The organism is Paracoccus sp. IB05, from assembly GCF_016405985.1.
Taxonomy (GTDB): Bacteria; Pseudomonadota; Alphaproteobacteria; order Rhodobacterales; family Rhodobacteraceae; genus Pseudogemmobacter.
The window spans coordinates 13,980-31,913 of the sequence record NZ_JAEFCF010000009.1; the positions used below are offsets into that span (position 1 = coordinate 13,980).

At 66.0% G+C, this 17,934-nt stretch carries 6 protein-coding genes; 5 read left to right on the forward strand and 1 reads right to left on the reverse strand.

The window, feature by feature from the left end; translation table 11 throughout:
* Positions 1–7: 7 nt before the first annotated feature.
* Positions 8–1,816 (forward strand): type I secretion system permease/ATPase, encoded by a 1,809-nt coding sequence (locus JC607_RS08105; protein WP_198836439.1) that lies wholly within the window; start codon positions 8–10, stop codon positions 1,814–1,816.
* The gene (locus JC607_RS08110) at positions 1,813–3,183 is read left to right on the forward strand and encodes an HlyD family type I secretion periplasmic adaptor subunit (RefSeq protein WP_198836440.1); all 1,371 of its coding nucleotides are present in this window, start codon (positions 1,813–1,815) and stop codon (positions 3,181–3,183) included. The genes JC607_RS08105 and JC607_RS08110 overlap by 4 nt, the downstream gene beginning before the upstream one ends.
* A 157-nt stretch (positions 3,184–3,340) precedes the next feature.
* Here the strand turns inward: JC607_RS08110 and JC607_RS08115 are convergent, their stop codons facing one another.
* The gene (locus tag JC607_RS08115; RefSeq protein ID WP_198836441.1) at positions 3,341–7,645 is read right to left on the reverse strand and encodes a CheR family methyltransferase; all 4,305 of its coding nucleotides are present in this window, start codon (positions 7,643–7,645) and stop codon (positions 3,341–3,343) included.
* A 592-nt stretch (positions 7,646–8,237) separates the two neighbouring features.
* Here JC607_RS08115 and JC607_RS08120 point away from each other — a divergent pair.
* The 3 genes from JC607_RS08120 (at position 8,238) to JC607_RS08125 (ending at position 17,929) form a co-directional block, all read left to right on the forward strand.
* Entirely contained in the window at positions 8,238–8,483 is a 246-nt protein-coding gene (locus tag JC607_RS08120) for a hypothetical protein (protein ID WP_198836442.1), read from the forward strand.
* 813 nt (positions 8,484–9,296) lie between these two features.
* A complete protein-coding gene (locus tag JC607_RS25780; RefSeq protein ID WP_255532403.1) occupies positions 9,297–9,431 on the forward strand; it encodes a hypothetical protein in 135 nt (44 codons plus the stop codon).
* 152 nt (positions 9,432–9,583) lie between these two features.
* Positions 9,584–17,929, forward strand: a complete 8,346-nt coding sequence (locus JC607_RS08125; RefSeq protein WP_370584772.1) for a GH36-type glycosyl hydrolase domain-containing protein — start codon at positions 9,584–9,586, stop codon at positions 17,927–17,929.
* Positions 17,930–17,934: the final 5 nt, after the last annotated feature.

Here is a 17,934-nt window from a genome sequence, read left to right on the forward strand (position 1 = left end):
GCAGATCATGGTCAGTGAAAAGACAGCTGCGCTACGCAATCAGAGCGGTGAACTCGACCGCGCGATCAGGGCCTGCCGGTCAGCGGCCTGGGTGATGTTTGCCTTCAGCCTTGCGATCAATGTGCTGATGCTGGCCTCGCCGCTTTACATGCTCCAGGTCTATGACCGGGTGCTGGTGACGGGGCGGGTCGAGACGCTGATCATGCTGACGCTGCTGATCGCCGGGGCGCTGCTGGTTCTTGGGCTGCTCGATGCGCTCAGGGCGATGATGATGGTGCGGCTGGGCTGCTGGCTGAATGCGCGGCTGGGGCCGGTCTTGCTGGCAAGCGGGGTGCGGGCGCGGCTTGTCGGCGATACGGCGGGCGGGCAGATGCTGCGCGATCTCGCCCAGGTGCAGGGCTTCGTCTCCTCGCAGGGGCTGATCATGTTCTTCGATGCGCCCTGGACGCCGGTCTTTTTGCTGCTGATCTGGTTTTTGCACCCGCTGATGGGGATGGTGGCTGTCACCGCCGCGGTGCTTTTGCTGGGGCTCAGCCTGTTGAATGAATGGCTGACCCGCAAGGCGACACTGAACGCGGCGCTGGCAGGCATGGCGGCGCAGGGCTCGGCGGATGCGACCATCAGGAATGCTGAAGTGGTGCGCGCCATGGCCATGCTGCCCGCGCTCAGCGCCCGCTGGGAGGAAAGCAACAACGCGGCCCTCTCGGCCACCCAACGCGCCGCCGAGCGCGGCGCGCTGATCCTTGGCCTGACCAAGTTCCTGCGGCTTTTCGTGCAATCGGCCATACTTGGCCTCGGCGCCTGGCTGGTGATCAGGGGCAATGTCTCGGGGGGGGTGATGATCGCCTCGTCGATCCTTCTGGGCCGCGCGCTTGGCCCGGTCGAGGCTGCGATGTCGACCTGGCGCAACTTCATGGGCGCGCGCATCGCGTTCCGGCGGCTGAAAACCCGGCTGGGTGCCATTCCCGCCGAACCGGAGCGCTTCCTGCTGCCGTCGCCCACCGGCCGTATCACGATGAACCGTGTCAGTTTCATTCCGCAAGGCGCGCGTGCGCCGGTGCTGGACGGGGTCTCGCTGACCATCCGCCCGGGTGAGGTGACGGCGGTGATCGGCCCCTCGGCCGGCGGCAAAAGCACGCTGTGCCGGGTGCTTCTGGGCCTGAATGCGCCTGGCAGCGGCCAGATCCGGCTGGACGGATCCGAACTGCATCACTGGGATCCGTTGCAGCTTGGCCGCGCCTTTGGCTACCTGCCGCAGGATGTGGAGCTGTTTTCGGGCACCATCAGCGAGAATATTGCCCGCATGGGCCAGATCGACGACGAGGCGGTCCTCAAGGCGGCACAGCTCGCCCATGCGCATGAGCTGATCCAGTCGCTGCCGCATGGCTACAATACCCAGATCGGCGAGGGCGGTGCCCGGCTCTCGGGCGGCCAGCGCCAGCGTATCGGTCTGGCCCGCGCGCTTTACGGCACGCCCTGCCTCGTGGTGCTCGATGAGCCGAATGCCAATCTCGACCAGGCCGGCGAGGCGGCTTTGTCGGCGGCGATCCGTGACATGCGCGGCGCGGGATCTGCCATGGTGATCGTGGGGCACCGGCCCTCGACGCTGGCCTGTGCCGACCATCTGGTCTTTCTGCGCGACGGGCGCATCGAGATGCAGGGCCCGCGTGACGAAATTCTGGCGCGGCTGCGCAGCGGCTCTGCGGCGGCGGGCGGGATGGCCAGCGTGCCACGCGCAACGGAGGCCACAGCGGAGGGCGGCCCGGTCGTGAACCGCTCCGCCGCGCAGGGAAGCGAACGGGAGCTCCAGTCATGACCACCAGCAATGTGTCCCGGTTGCCCACGGTGAACTTTCGGCGCCCGCCGCTGGTTTTGACGGCCCCCGTGCAACCTCCGCCGGGGATCGGGCGGATCATATTCGGGCCGGCGCTGACGGGGTTTCTTCTGATCGCCATTTTCCTTGGTGGCTTTTCGGCCTGGGCCGCACTGGTGCCGATCGCCTCGGGCGCCGTGGCCTCGGGCGTCATCAGCCCGGACGGCAATCGCCGCATCATCCAGCATTATGAGGGTGGCATCATCGCCGAGATCCTGGTGCGCGACGGCGATGAGGTCGCGCAGGGGCAGCCGGTCATTGCGCTTGAGGGGCGTCAGGCACAGGCCAGCCATGATGCGGTGCTGGCGGAATACCAGACCGCCCTTGCGATTGTCGCGAGGCTTCGCGCCGAGACCCTGCAGGCCGAAACCGTCACCTACCCGCCGGAGCTGGTGGCGGATATGCCGGGCGCGCAGGCGGTGATCCATGACCAGAACGCCATTTTCGAACGGCAGCGTGATTATCTCGCAGCGCAGAAGAGCATCCTGAAGTCCCGCGATGAACAGCTTATGGCCCAGGTTGCCGCGCTGGAAGCCCAGGGCAAAAGCATTGAACGCCAGCTGGCGCTGAATGCCGAAGAGCTGGCAGCAAAACAGGCGCTGTTTGATACAGGGCTGGCGACCATGCCGCAGCTGCTGGAATTGCGGCGACAGGAGACGGCCCTGACCGGGGAAAGCGGTCGTCTGAGCGCGCTGATGTCCGAAGTGGGTGACAAACGCGCCGAAGTCGCGCTGCAGCTTCTGTCGCTGGATGCGGCGCGCGCGGATGAGCTGGCCACCGAGACAGATACGGCCCGCGCCCAGCTCGCCACCGTGACCGAGCAGCTGAATGTCAGCTCTGACATCCTCGGCCGTACCGTCCTGACCGCGCCGGTCAGTGGCAAGGTGGTGAATTCGCGCTTCATGTCTGCGGGCGGGGTGATCCGTCCGGCCGAGCCGATCATGGAGATTGTCCCCGACCAGGAACGTCTGCTGATCGATGCGCGGATTTCCGTCATGGATATCGATTCCGTGCATAGCGGCATGGAGGCGGTGGTTCACCTGACTGCGCTGGCCTCGTTCCGGCTGCCGAAGATCAAGGGCAGGGTGATCTCGGTCTCGGGTGACCGGATGACCGATCCGGCCACCGGCCAGGCCTATTTCCTCGCCCGGGTCGAGGTATCCGACGAAAGCCTCGCGCTGATCGGAGACAATGAGCTGGTTCCCGGAATGCCTGCGGATGTGTTGCTGGTCACCTCGACGCGCACAATGGCGGCCTATCTGTTCGAGCCGATCCTCGCGACCTTCAGGCGCAGCTTTCATGAAGAATAGGCATGCTTCCGGGACAGCGACGGGCGGGCAGGGCGGAGGCCGCCCGGGGAGCAAACCGGCCCTGCCAGACCCAGACCCCCGGCCAGGGGTTCGGGATGGAAAGGCGAGGCTTGCGAGACAGCACTCCTCCCCGGGGATCAGGCGGGGCAGGCGGGGATCAGGTGATCGAGACGCCCGCGACCAGCGCCAGTCTGACCAGAGAGGGCAGCGAGGAAGCGCCGGTTTTGCGCATGACCGCGGCGCGATGATTTTCCACCGTGCGCTGATTGATCCCGAGTTTGGCGGCGATGTTCTTGTTCGCCGCCCCTTCGAGGACCAGCGCCAGTACATCATGCTCGCGCAGGGTGAGGGATGCGAAGATTGCCTGTGCCGCCCGGCGTGCCTCGCTTTTCGCCTGGTCGCCGGGCGAGCCGGCAATGGCACGCGCAACACTCGAAAGCAGGTCTTTCGCGCTGGCCGGCTTTTCGATGAGATCAGACGCGCCCGCCTTCATCGCGGCCACGGCCATTGCCGCATCGCCATGGCCTGTCAGGATGATCGCGGGAATGTCGATGTTCAGGCGACGAAGGGTTTCCAGCAGCGCCACACCTCCCTGCCCGGGCAAGAGCCCGTCTACGATCAGGCAATCGCCCCTGACAGGCCGTGAGCCTGCCAGAAAGGCCTCGGCCGAGGCCCAGGTGGCGGCTTTCCAGCCCTCGGATTCGAAAAGCCTGCGCAGGGTGTCGCGGATCATGGGGTCGTCATCCACGACATGGATCGTCGCGCTGCCCGGGATTGCGGGGCGATCGCCCGGGTCAGAAGGGCTGGTCCGCAGGATATCTGAGACGCGGCGCAGCAGGGCCTGCAATGCGGCGGGTTTGGAGATCTGGTGAAAGGGTGTCGCCGCGATGCTGCGCATGGTTGCGACCGTGATGTCGCCGGTCAGAATAATCGTGGGAACGTCGCTTGCGGTCAGGCGACAGAGCTCAGTGGCAAGCATCAGCCCGCTCATATCGCCGCGCAGCGCCATATCGGTCAGAAGAAGGTCGGGGGCGCCATTGCCGTCGCCCGCCCAGTGCAGCGCAAGCTTTGGATCCCCGAAAGCGATGACGGAATGCCCCTCGGTTTCAAGCAGACCGCCAAGCAGCATGCGCAGCGGCTCGTCATCTTCAACGAGAAGGATCCGCCCGACCCGCCGGAGGGGCTGCGCCTCCGGGGATCCGGCCTCGGGAGGCGCGATGGCGCGCGCGGCTTCTGTCTGGGCCATCGTGATCGCGAAGGCCGAGCCCGTGCCTGCGACCGAGCGGAGCGAAACGGGGTGGCCCAGCAATGTCCCGAGCCATCTTACGATCGAAAGACCAAGGCCGAGACCATGTGCAGACTGCAGTGTGGACTTTCCGACCTGGTAATAGGGTTCGAATATCGCCTCGAGTTCGGAGACTGCCACGCCAATACCGCTGTCGCAGACCACAAGCTGCACAGCGCCATCCCTGCGCCTGCACCCGATCAGGATGCTGCCGCGAAACGTGTATTTCAGCGCATTCGACAAAAGGTTGCGCAGCATCTGTTCCAGCAGTTGCGGGTCGGTCCGGACCCAGGCGGAGCTTTGGATGACGCGCAGCCTCAGGCCTTTCTGATGGCAAAGCGGGCCGAATTCCTCTGCCATGCGCTCCAGCAGGGGCGCGACCGGAACAGAACGGATGGCGGGCCGGATGATGCCGGATTCGATACGGTTCACATCCAGCAGCGAATCCAGCATGCCGGTCATCGACCCCAATATGCGCTCGAGCAGCGCCGCAAGCCGCGCCGCTTCGTCAGGCTGTTGGTTGCGCGCCATGAGCCCATGCAACAGGGTCAGAGATTGCAGGGGCTGGCGCAGATCATGGCTTACGGCTGCGAGGAAACGCGATTTCGCCCGGGTCACGCGATCCGCTTCATGCATTGCCTCGACCAGCGCCGCATTCGTGCGTTTGCGTTCGCTGATATCGGTAAAGGTGATCACCACGCCGTCGATGCGCCCGTCGCTGGTCCGATAGGGCTGGATCCGGCGCAGGAACCAGACCTCGCCGGCTGTGGCGCCCGCGCCCGCGCCCGCAATCTCGCGCTCGACCGGAACCGTTGTTTTCAGCACGGCGCGCGCATCGGGGATCAGTCCGCTATCCTCGGACAGGGCGGCCAGATCAGCCAGCGGACGACCGACATCGGTGGCGATCACCCGAAAGACCGTACGCGCCGCAGGTGTGAAAAAGCGGATATTGAGGTCAGCATCCAGAAACAGCGTGGCAATATCGGTGCTGTAGAGAACATTTTGCAAATCGTCCGCCGTGGTGCGGTGCCGCTCCAGCGATTCCTGGAGCTGGCCATTCAGCGCGGTCAGTTCTTCGTTCAGGGACTGCAGCTCTTCGCGCGATGCCAGCAGCTCTTCATTGGTCGCCTGGAATTCCTCGCTGATCGAGCGGGCTTCGGCGGTGTCGGCCTCATTGGCTTCGATCGCCTTTTCCAGATCGCGCTGCGCCTGCAGGAGATCGTCGCGAAGCGTCGCAATCTCGGCTTCCAGCGCTGGAACAAGCGCGCCTTCCTGGCTTTGCGGGGTGGCCGAGCCGGAAAGCGGCAAAGGCCGGGCATCATCGACAAAGCAGGCCAGAAGCAGCGGCTCGTTCCCGGCGGAGAGCGCATGCAGCGCAATGCTGTAGCCGGCCCCGCAGCTCAGGCGCCCGCCGGTTACGGTCACCAGCGGCGTCCGGGCATCGCAAAGCGCTGCCGCCTCCCGCAGCCTGACGCGCAGAAATCTCGGGATCAGCGCCGGGAATGTGTTGTCAGGATGGCCCTGCGGCAGATTCAGATAGCGCTCTGTTGACCCGAGAAAATACAGGCATTCCAGCCGGCGGTTCATCAGCACGGCGGCGGGGGCGTAGCTTTCGAGAAGGATCTTCTGGCACAGATCGGCCAGATCGGTCGTGCGTCGTACGGGTGGCACGGGCATGGGGCGCGGGCCGGCGGTCGCAAAAAGGCCGTCTGACTGCGCCCGCCCGTTCCTGCGCCAGAGCCGCGCGTCTTTGTTGGCGAGGGTGAAACGGCCATCCTCCGGACCCGGTGTCTCGGCCTGGCCCAGCAGCAGCAGGCCATCGGGGCGCAAGGCAAAACTGCACAACCCGATCACCCGGCGCTGCGCTTCGGCGCCAAGATAGATCAGCACATTGCGGCACGACACCAGATCAAGGCGCGAAAAGGGCGGATCCGACAGCAGATCGGCCTCGGCAAAGACCAGCGTCTCGCGCAAAGCGGGCGTGACCCGCCAGCCGTTCTCATCGGGCAGGAAGAACCGTGCCAGCCGGTCGGCTGAGACGCTGGTTGCGATCTCTGCCGGATAAAACCCGTCGCGCGCCGTGGCGATGGCCTCGGGATCCACATCCGTGGCGAAGATCTGTAACCCGGCTGTGATGCCGGTTTGCGCCATTGCCTCAAGGCAGATGATGGCGAGGCTGTAGGCCTCCTCGCCATTGCTGCAACCGGCAACCCAGAGCCGCAGCGGTCGCCCGGGCGGCAAAGCGCTCAGGAGATCCGGGATGGTCCTGTCACGCAGTTCGGCAAAGACCGCAGGATCGCGGAAAAAGCCTGTGACATGGATCAGCAGATCCGCAGAAAGACGGGTCAGCTCGTCCGCATCCGACCTGAGGATCGCCAGATAGCGATCCGCCCCATCCTTACCACAGGCGGCCAGCGCCATGCGCCGCTCGATCCGTCGGGTCAGTGTCCCGGGCTTGTAGAGCGAGATGTCTTGCTTGGTGTGACGTCCCACCAGGTCGATGATTGCGGTAAAGGCGGTATCCGATGCCCCGGTTCTGACCGCAGCAGAGGCGCCGCCGGCCCGGGGCGCCGGCTTTCGCGGCCCCCGGGCCAGGATGGCGTCGATCACTGCCGGCATTGCGGCCGTTTTCAGGATATGGTCGACACGGCCTGTTGCAATCGCGGCTTCCGGCATTCCCCTGTATCCCGCCTCATGCGGGTCCTGAGCGATCACCACCGCACCGCTGTCGGCCAGGGCTTCGATGCCGATGCTGCCATCCGTTCCCGTGCCCGACAGGATGATGCAGGTGGTCTGTGTATTTGCCTCATGGGCAAGGGAGCGCAGCAGGGTGTCAAAGGGCAGCCGCACGGGTTTTCCATGGGCGGGGGGCGCCAGACGAAGAACCCCCTCTTCGACCGTCAGAAAGACACCGGGAGGGATGACATGAACCCGCCCTTCGCAAAGAGGCATGGCGTCGACCGCCTCGACCACAGTCAGCCCCATGTCGGGTTCCAGAAGCCCGACCATCATACTGTCATGCGAAGGGTCGAGATGCAGCACAAGTATCAGTGCCGCCGGCAGATCCGGATGAAGCAATTTCAGCAGGGTACGGGACGCTTCCAGACCACCCGCCGATGCCCCGATGGCAATGACGGGTCTGGAAGGACTCGGGCCGTTTCCGGTCAATGCCGACATGGCCGATACCTTTTAACGCTGAAGTCGGGCGGCGAATGCGCCCAACGGACGGTACAAATGCAATCGGCGGCAGAAAATGTGCCGGGAAATCTGACTATAGCAGAAAAGTGCAATTAAACACGCATATTTTATTTATCTTTCGGTAACGCATCCGGCGTTTTGCAGGGCTCAGTACCTGTTCGCCCATGCGCCTCGCCCCATGCCTGAGTAGATTCCGTGTCTGTGCAGCAGCAAACTTGCCGCTTAGCCTGAAGTGGTACGAGTTGATGTCGGATGTGCAGGTCCGCAACCCGGGGGCAGCCCGCTATGTCTGACTGCCCTGACCTGGGGGGCACGCTTATCAGGATTGCAGGGTGATGCGGCTGCCCGGGCGGCACTGCGGGGCATGCGGCGTTTGTCTGGCAGAGCCTGTCACAATCTGAACCTGGCAGCTGGCAAGGCCAGGCCAGGCCAGCCGAACCCCACCTGTCCGCACAAAGTGTCCCCTATCGCCTGTCCGACTGAACGATTGCTGCAGCTCTTTGTTGGGATCGCCTGCGCCGCCCGGCGCGAAAAAGATCCTGCAACCCCGCCACGGAAAAGGAGAGACCAGATGACGGAGCAAGATCTGACCCGGATGTTCATTGATACCCTGCGCAGTGAGGTCGAGGCCGCGCGCAGCCTGCGCCGGGCGACAAATGTGCTGACATATATTCCGCGTGAGCATTCAGAGCTTTCACAGCTGTCCTCGGGTGGGGCAGGGCTTCCGCTGCGCCCCGATGCCATCATCAGCGTTGATCGCCTGATGCGGATCATCAGCAGGGATCGTCGCCCGGGTTACGGACCGCCGCCCGCCTGAGCATAACGGGCCAGCGCAGAGCGCGGCTTTCGCATGACCTTTGCGGGATCCGTTACGCAACCGATCGGCTTTCTTCAGGACAAACCACCGGGTCTCCGCGCCGGTCACGGTGCACCCGGGCGAGAGAGGCATCACCAGGCTCTGGCCCCATAAGGGCCAAGGCCCCGGACAGAGCCCGCGATCTGCCGCCTCTGATATGCGGGTCATGCCTGCGCCAGTAAGCGCCAGCCGAAGGGCGACATGTCCGACGAACCGGCCGGCATGTTTTCAGAACACAGTGCTGTCGGTCAGGCGGTCAGGCAGTCAGGCGGTCAGGCGGGGGCCGAGCACCTCCGCCGCCCGCAACCCGGCCTTGCCAGCTTTCCGGATAACAGCGTCGCGGCGCTCATCAGACATCAGACATCAGACATCAGACATCGGGCCCCGGCTGTGACAACAGACCGCTGCAAACCTCTCCCGGTCCGGGGGGCATCTTTCTGTTCTGCCGTCGCACCCCGATCTGCCAGGGCAGGGCGGCGATGTGGTGTGTCGCCGGGTCTGCGACATCGGCGGTATTTCGTAGGGATGTCCGGTTTGCGCAATCCACGCCTTGTCTTCTGCGCTGTCCGACCCCATCTTGTTCCTGCGACTGTTGGTCCTGCGTCGAGAAGCCTCCGCCCGACCCCGTTTACCTTGATACCCTGAAATTGTCGGCACCTCGCAGATCAGGGGTGTTTCCGATTCCCGGTTCTGATCCGACCCTGCGGCTTTTGCCTTTGCAGGGACCGAACCCCATATCCGCGCCCCAGGGCCGGATCATCAAAGGATAGTATCGTGGCCAAAGAAAACAAACGCGGCAACCGCGAAGCGAAAAAGCCCAAACAGGTCAAGGTCGCGCCCGTCGCGGCACCGCTGTTCGAAAAGGGCACCCTGTTTGCGGCGGCAGCGCCAAAGAAGAAAAAGGTTTGATCCGCCTTCTCCTTTCGGCCGCGGCATGGTTGCGAAACGGGGGCGGAAGCAGGGAGAGGAGAGGTGAGACCGGCCCCGGCGCCGCAGGCGGGTTTCCCGGCGCCGCAGGCGGGTCCCCCGGTCCTGCCGGCCTTTGGTCAGACACCGCGCCTGTGCGGGCAGAGCTGTTCAGCGTCGAGCGGCTGGAGCAGCACGCGGTCACGCTGGCCGCGGCACAATCGGTTGCCCCACATCGCAACAGGATGCCGCCGCTGCGCCGCAGGCTTGATGCCAATGCCAGGGTCCTGCTCGCGGCCTGGCGGGCCAGCGCCCGGGAAGTGGCTGCCGGCCATGATGTGGTTCCGGCGGCCGACTGGCTTTTGGACAATTACCATCTGGTCGAAGCGCAGATCCGCGAGATCCGCACCGATCTGCCCGATGGATATTACCGTCTTCTGCCCAAGCTGGCGGAGGGGCCGTTTGCGGGGTATCCGCGGGTCTTCGGTATCGCCTGGGCCTTTGTCGCCCATACCGACAGCCATTTCGACCCGAAGATCCTGCGCCGCTTTCTGCTGGCCTATCAGACGGTCCAGCCGCTGACGATCGGCGAGCTTTGGGCCGTGGCCATCACCCTGCGCATCGTGCTGGTCGAGAATCTGCGGCGGCTAGCAGATCAGATGACGCTGGGCCGGGCCGAGCGGGCCGAGGCCGACAGCCTTGCCGATCAGATCTGTGCCCCAGGCCAGGCCCATGCGGCGCTGCTGCCCGAGGTCGAACGGCGCGCGCGTGGCCCCCTGTCCGAGGTATTCGCGGCCCAGCTGGCCAAACGCCTGCGCGACCGCGATCCGCGCACCAATCCGGCACTTGGCTGGCTCGAGGAACGGCTGGAGGCTCAGGGGACCAGCATCGATACGGTCGTGCGCCACGCCCAGGAACGGCAGGGGGCGTCGAATGTCACGCTGCGCAATGTGGTGACCGCGATGCGCAGCATCTCGGCCACCGACTGGGCCGATCTCTTTGAAAGCGTCAGTCTGGTCGAGGCACGGCTTCGGGAACAGCCGGGCTATGGCGAGATGGATTTTTCCAGCCGCAACCTGTACCGCAGCGCCGTCGAAGACCTGTCGCGCGGCAGCGCGCTCAGCGAGACTGCCGTCGTGGAACAGGCGCGGGCCCGCACAGAAGTGCACCTGGCGGGAGAGGCGCAGGCCGATCCGGGCTGGTCGCTGATCGCCGCCGGACGGCAGGCATTCGAGCGGCAGATCGGGTTTCGCCCCTCTGCCCGGCAGCGCTTTCGCCGTTGGGGGATCGCTGCGGGCTTGCGGGGCTATCTTGGCACGATCTGCGGTCTGACGCTGGCCCTGCTGGCGCTCTGCGCGGTTTGGGTGGCGGACAGCGGCCCCGGTCTCATCTGGCTCCTTGCCATGGTGCTGCCGGTCAGCGGCGTTGCGGTGATGCTGGTGGACCGGCTGGCGGGGGCCGGTCTCGGGGCGACACTGCTCCCCGGCCTCGATCTGCGGGGCGGAGTGCCGGAACAGCTGCGCACCGTCGTTGCGGTGCCGGTTCTGGTCACCGGCAGCAAGGATCTGGAAGACCAGATCGGGGCGCTGGAGGTGCATCACCTTTCCGGGGCAGGGGGCGATCTGACCTTCATCCTGCTGACGGATAATGTGGATGCCCCTCAGGAGGTCATGCCGGAAGATGCGGCGCTGCTGGCTCAGGCAGAGGCAGGTATCGCTGCCCTGAACCGCCGTCATCCGCCGGGGCCGGCCGGTCCGCGCTTCCTGCATCTGCACCGCCCCCGGCAGTTCAACCCCGCCGAAGGGGTCTGGATGGGGTGGGAGCGCAAACGCGGCAAACTGCATGAGCTGAACCGCCTGTTGCGCGGTGCGACGGATACCGGCTTTCGCACAGCCGACGGCGAGGTGCCGGCTGTTCCCGCTGCGGTGCGCTATGTCATCACGCTGGACGCCGACACCCGGATGCCGCGTGACACGGCGGCGCGTCTGATCGGCAAGATGGCCCATCCGCTGAACCGGCCGGTCTTCGACCCGGAGGTGCAGCGCGTGACCAGCGGCTATGGCATCCTGCAGCCGCGTGTCACCCCGGCGCTGGAGCCGGGCGCTCCGGCGACGCTTTACCATAAGGCCAGCGCCGGTCCCGGCGGGATGGATCCCTATGCATCCGCAGCCTCGGATCTGTGGCAGGATCTGTTCGGCGAGGGCGCCTTCACCGGCAAGGGCATTTATGACATCGACGCTTTCGAGGCCGCGATGCGCGATCGGGTGCCCGAAAATACCCTGCTGAGCCATGATCTGCTGGAGGGCATCTTTGCCCGCGCCGGTCTTGCCTCGGATGTTGAGCTGGTCGAGACATTTCCGGGTCGCACCGATATCGCCGCGCGCCGCCAGCACCGCTGGACACGGGGCGACTGGCAGCTCCTGCGCTGGCTTTTTGCGCCCGCCGTGCCGATGCTGGGCCGGGTCAGGATGGCCGATACGCTGCGCCGCTCGCTGATCGCGCCCTCGATGCTGGCGGCGCTGGTGCTGGGATGGGTGCTGCCGGGAGGGGCCGCACTGGCCGCGACGCTGCTGCTGCTCGCTGCGCTTGCTGTACCGCTGGTGTGGCCGGCGGTTCTCGGGCTGATCCCGCACCGGGCCGGGCTGGATCTGTCGGGCCTGTTGCGCCAGGCGGCGGGCGATCTGGCGATGACGGGCCTGCGGGTCGGGCTGGCGGTGACATTCCTTGCCGATACCGCCTGGCGGATGATGGATGCGATCCTGCGCAGCCTGTGGCGGAGCGGCGTTTCGCACCGCCATCTGCTGCAATGGACCACGGCGGCGCAGGCCGCGGGCGGGGCGAGACCCGGGCCGTGGCGCCTCGCATGCTTCATGGCCGGCGGCATCGGCCTTGGCGTTGCGCTGGTGGGGGTGGCCGTGCTCATCGCGCCGGCAGCGGCGCCGCTGGCGCTGCCTTTTGCAGCATTGTGGCTTTGTGCGCCGTTGATTGCATGGCGGATCAGCCATGCATCGGCCCGGTCGCCGCAGGAGACCCTTACCCCCGATGCGGCGCGGGATCTGCGGCTGATCGCCCGCGCCACCTGGTCCTACTTTGAGACCTTCGTGACGGCGGAGCACAGACACCTGCCGCCCGACAATTTTCAGGAAGTTCCGGTGCCGCTGACGGCGGCCCGCACATCGCCCACCAATATGGGCCTCTATCTGCTGTCTTGCGTGGCGGCGCGCGATTTCGGCTGGATCGGCACATTCGAGGCCACGGCGCGGCTGGAGGCGACGCTTGCCACGATGCAGGCGCTGCCGAAGCAAAAGGGCCACTTTTACAACTGGTACCGGACCCTGGACGGCGAGGTGCTCAGCCCGGCCTATGTCTCTTCGGTGGACAGCGGCAATCTGGCGGGGCATCTGATCACCCTGGCAAATGCCTGCGACGCCTGGGCGATGGAGGACGGCTTGCCGGACAGCGAAACCCAACGCGCAGGTCTCACCGACACGCTCAGCCTTGCCCGCCGCTCGCTGGAAGGGCGCTCACAGGGGGGCGATGGCTCCCGGATCAGCGCGCTGCTCGACGATCTGGAAGCCGCGATCCTCGCCCCGGGCGAGAGCATTGCCTGGCCTGCCATCCTGCGTCTCGCCGTCAAGGCAAAGGGCGCTTTGGCGAGCGATCCGCTGGCTGACAGCCTGCGGGGATGGTTGCAGGCCCTGTGCGATCAATGCGCCTGCAATGCCCATCCGCATGATCCCGAAGCATTGCCGCCGCGCCTGCACGCCCTGTCAGCACAGGCACGGGAAATGGCGCTGGCGATGGATTTCGCCTTCCTGTTCGATCCCGATCGCAAGCTCCTGTCGATCGGCTGGTCGCGTGACGACAACGCCCTTGATGAGAGCTGTTATGATCTGCTGGCATCCGAGGCCCGGCTGGCAAGCCTGTTTGCCATCGCCAAAGGCGATGTTCCGGTGCGTCACTGGTTCCGGCTGGGCCGCTCGGCCAGGCCGGCGCGGGGCGGTTCGGTGCTGGTGTCCTGGTCGGGCTCGATGTTCGAATATCTGATGCCGGCGCTGGTGATGGAGGAGCCGGCGGGAAGCCTGCTTGATCAGACCAGCCGGCAGGTGGTGTCCTGGCAGCGCGCCTATGGCCGCCAGAGCGGCATTCCCTGGGGCATATCGGAATCCGGCTTTAATGCCCGCGATCTGGATATGAATTACCAGTATTCCACCTTTGGCATCCCGGGGATGGGGCTGAAGCGCGGGCTTGCCACCGATCTGGTGGTGGCCCCCTATGCCACCGGGCTTGCAGCGATGTTCGCACCGGTCAGGGCTCAGCAAAACTATGCCGCGCTGGAGGCGACAGGCGGCCGCGGGCGCTACGGCTTTTATGAGGCGCTGGATTTCACCCCCTCGCGGCTGCCCGAAGGCCAGGCCGTTGCCGTGGTGCGCAGCTATATGGCGCATCATCAGGGCATGACCATCGTTGCCATCGCGAATGTTCTGCATTCCGGCCGCATGAGGGCGCATTTCCATGCCGAGCCGATGATCCGCGCCACCGAGCTCCTGTTGCAGGAACGCATTCCGCGCGACATTCCGGCGGTGACCCCGCGCCCCGAGGCGGTTGTTGTTCCCGACAGCACGACCGCGCTCGACATTCAGCGCATGGCGCAGATCACGGGCCCGCCGCAGGGGCCGCCTTTCAGCCATCTGCTGTCGAACGGGCAGCTTTCGGTGATGCTGACCGCAACGGGCGGCGGCTATACCCGCTGGGGAGACATCGCGCTGACGCGCTGGCAACCCGATCCGACCTGCGACAGCGATGGTCTCAGGCTCTGGCTGTGGGATCTGGCGGATGGGCGCCTTTATCCGGTTGCAGGCTCAGCCGGGGCCGAAGACCGCGAAGTGCAATACTTCGAGGATCGCGCCCTGTTTGCGCATCGTGCGGGCACGCTGACCACGACAATGGATGTCCTGGTCTCGGGCGAGGACGACACCGAGGTGCGGCGCGTTTCGATCAGCTCTTCCTCGCGGCGCCCGCGCGAGGTGGAGCTGACCTCTTACCTCGGCCTCGCGCTGACCACACCGGCGGCAGATGCGGCGCATCCGGCCTTTGCGCGGATGTTCGTCGAGACGGAATATCTGCCCGAATTCGGGGCGATCATAGCCACCCGCAGGTCGCGCGCGGCTGATGAGGCACCGGTCTGGGCCGCCCATTTCCTGACGGTCGAGGGGGAGACTGCGGCGGCAATGGAATTTGAAACCGACCGCGCCGCCTTTATCGGGCGCGACAATGACATGTCCTCGGCGCAGGCGCTGAGGCCCGGGGGCAGGCTGGCGGGCGGCATAGGCACTGTGCTGGATCCGGTCTTTGCACTGCGCCAGCGGGTCCGGATCGCGGCCGGCGGCACGGTGCGGCTGGCATTCTGGACCGTGGCCGCGCCGGGCCGGGCCGAATTGCTGGACCTGATTGACCGCCACCATGATCGCAGCGCCTTTGACCGTGCCCGCACCCTGGCCTGGACCCAGGCCCAGGTGCAGCTGCGCCATCTCGGTGCGACCCCGCTGCAGGCGGCGGCGTTTCAGCGGCTGACTGCGCCGATCCTGTTCAGCGATCCGCGCTTTCGCGCCCGGCCTGATCTGATCGCCAGGGGGGCGGGCAAACAATCGGCGCTCTGGCCGATGGGGGTCTCGGGCGACCTGCCCATCGTGCTGCTGCGCATCGATGATGCCGATGACATGGCGCAGGTGCATGAGGTGCTGCTGGCGCAGGAATACTGGCGCGGCAAACGCCTCGCGGTGGATCTGGTCATCCTGAACGAGCATCCCGCCTCCTATGTGCAGGGGCTGCAATCGGCAATCGACGCCGCACTGCGGGGCGCGCGCACTGTCAGGGTCGGCGGCGGGGGGCAGGTCTATGCCTTGCGCGCCGATCTGATCTCACCCGAGGCGCGGGCGCTGCTGATTTCGGTGGCACGGGTGCTTCTGGTGGCGCGGCGCGGCCCCCTGGCCGAACAGATCGCCGCGATCCTGGCAGAGGATACTGACGAAGAGGCGGTCGCCGCGCCGCGCCTGCGGCAGCGCCCCGCCGCGGCCAGCCCGCCTCCGGTCGAAGAGCTGGAGTTCTTCAATGGCATTGGCGGCTTTGCGCGGCAGGGACGGGAATATGTCACGGTCCTTGACAGGGGCGCCCCGACCCCCGCGCCCTGGATCAATGTCATCGCCAATGACAGCTTTGGCTTTCACGTCTCGGCCACCGGCAGCACCAGCGCCTGGGCAGAGAACAGCCGTGAGAACCGCCTGACCCCCTGGTCGAACGACGCCGTGGCAGATCCGGCGGGCGAGGCGTTCTACATCCGCGATGACGTCACCGGCGAGGTGTTCTCGCCCACCGCCGCGCCCTTGCACCAGCCAGGCCGCCATATCGCGCGTCATGGCTTTGGCTACAGCCGGTTCCGGCATGAGGCGGGCGGGATCGGCTTTGATCTGTTGCACTTCGTCCCGCTGACCGAGCCGGTCCGGATCTCGCGCCTGAGCTTGCGGAACCTGTCAGGGCAGCCAAGGCGGCTGACTGTGATCAGCTATGCCGAGCCGGTCATGGGCCCGTCGCGTGCGGGCGCTGCGCCGTTCCTGATCACCGGGCGCGATGCAGAAACCGGCGCGCTCTTTGCCCGCAATCCGTGGAATATCGCCTTTCCGGACCGGGTCATGTTCGTCGATATGGCGGGCGCGCAAAGCGGCTTTACCGCTGACCGCACCGGGTTTCTGGGCCGGGGCGGCACTTTGGCCAGTCCCCTGGCGCTGGGCCCCGGGCAAGCGCTTTCGGGACGTAGCGGCGCGGGCCTTGATCCCTGCATGGCGCTGGAACGCCAGCTGGATCTGGCGCCCGGAGAACAGATCGTCACGGATCATTTCCTCGGCCAGGCGGCCTCTGCCGAAGAGGCGCAAAGCCTGATCCTCCGCCTGCGCGCAGGCGATCCTGATGCCTTGCTGGCCGAGGTCGAGGCGCATTGGGAAGCGGTGCTTGGTACGGTTCAGGTCACGACACCCGACCGCGCGACCGACATCATGGTAAACGGCTGGCTGCAATACCAGACGCTGGCCTGCCGGGTGCAGGCCCGGGCCGGGTTTTATCAGGCCAGCGGGGCCTATGGCTTTCGCGATCAGTTGCAGGATGGCATGGCGCTGACTGTGCCGCAACCCGAGCGGGTACGCGCGCATCTCTTGCGCGCAGCCGGACGGCAGTTCCCCGAGGGCGATGTGCAACACTGGTGGCTGCCGCATTCCGGGCAGGGCGTCCGCACGAGGATCTCGGATGATTGCGTCTGGCTGGCCTATGCTGTCGCCGATTATGTTGCGGTGACGGGCGATACGTCGGTGCTGGACGAGGAGGTCCCCTTCATCGAAGGGCCCGCACTGGCGCCCGGCCAGCAGGATGCCTTCTTCCTGCCCGATATCTCCGGCAGCAAGGCGGCGCTCTGGCAGCATTGTGCGCTTGGGCTGGACCGGGCGATCACGCTCACAGGCGGGCTTGGCCTGCCGCTGATCGGGACGGGAGACTGGAATGATGGCATGAACCGGGTGGGCGAGGGCGGGCGGGGCGAGAGTGTCTGGCTTGGCTGGTTGCTGCTTGACACGCTGCACCGCTTTCTTCCCCTGGCGGTGAGCCGCGATCCGGCCCGTGCCGCGCGCTGGCAGGCGCATGCCGACGGGCTGCGCATGGCGCTTGAGCGCGAAGCCTGGGACGGAGACTGGTACCGCCGCGCGACCTTTGACGACGGAACATGGCTTGGCTCTGCCGCAAGCTCCGCGTGCCGGATCGATTCCATCGCGCAAAGCTGGGCGGCGCTGTCGGGACAGGCTGACCCAGTGCGCACCGCGCAGGCCATGGCCTCGCTCGACCGGCACCTGATCCGCCCGAAACCGGGCATCGCCCTTCTGTTCACCCCGCCCTTTGACAAGGCTGATCCCGGATCTGGCCCCGATCCGGGCTATATAGCGGCCTATCCTCGCGGATTGCGCGAGAATGGCGGCCAGTACAGCCACGCGGCGATGTGGGCGGTGCTGGCGCGGACAAAGCTGAAAGATGGTGACGGGGCCGCGCGCCTTTTCGCGATGCTGAACCCGGTCAATCACGCGCTGACACCGGAAGACACGCAATGCTACAAGGTCGAACCCTATGTTGTGGCCGCCGATGTCTATTCCGTCAACCCGCATGAGGGCAGGGGCGGCTGGACATGGTATACCGGCTCAGCGGCCTGGATGTATCGCGCGGCGGTCGAGGGCATACTGGGCATCCGGCGCGAGGGGAGCTATCTGCGGATCGCCCCCTGTCTGCCTGCCCATTGGCCGGGCTTTGCCGCTAAGCTGCGCATCGCCGGCACCAGCCTTGATATAAGCGTGACGCAGGGAAATTCTGCACCGGAAGGGGCGGTAACCGCGCAGGGCGGCGAGATGCGGGTCGCCCTGGACGGCGCGCAGCATCGGCTCAGGATCCACCTTCAGACCGGCGCTGCCTGAGCGAA

Bases quoted from the DNA above. Each gene is read 5' to 3' on its own strand.
- JC607_RS08105 (WP_198836439.1), top strand. From the start codon at position 8: ATGGTCAGTGAAAAGACAGCTGCGCTACGCAATCAGAGCGGTGAACTC.
- JC607_RS08110 (WP_198836440.1), top strand. From the start codon at position 1,813: ATGACCACCAGCAATGTGTCCCGGTTGCCCACGGTGAACTTTCGGCGC.
- JC607_RS08115 (WP_198836441.1), bottom strand. From the start codon at position 7,645: ATGTCGGCATTGACCGGAAACGGCCCGAGTCCTTCCAGACCCGTCATT.
- JC607_RS08120 (WP_198836442.1), top strand. From the start codon at position 8,238: ATGACGGAGCAAGATCTGACCCGGATGTTCATTGATACCCTGCGCAGT.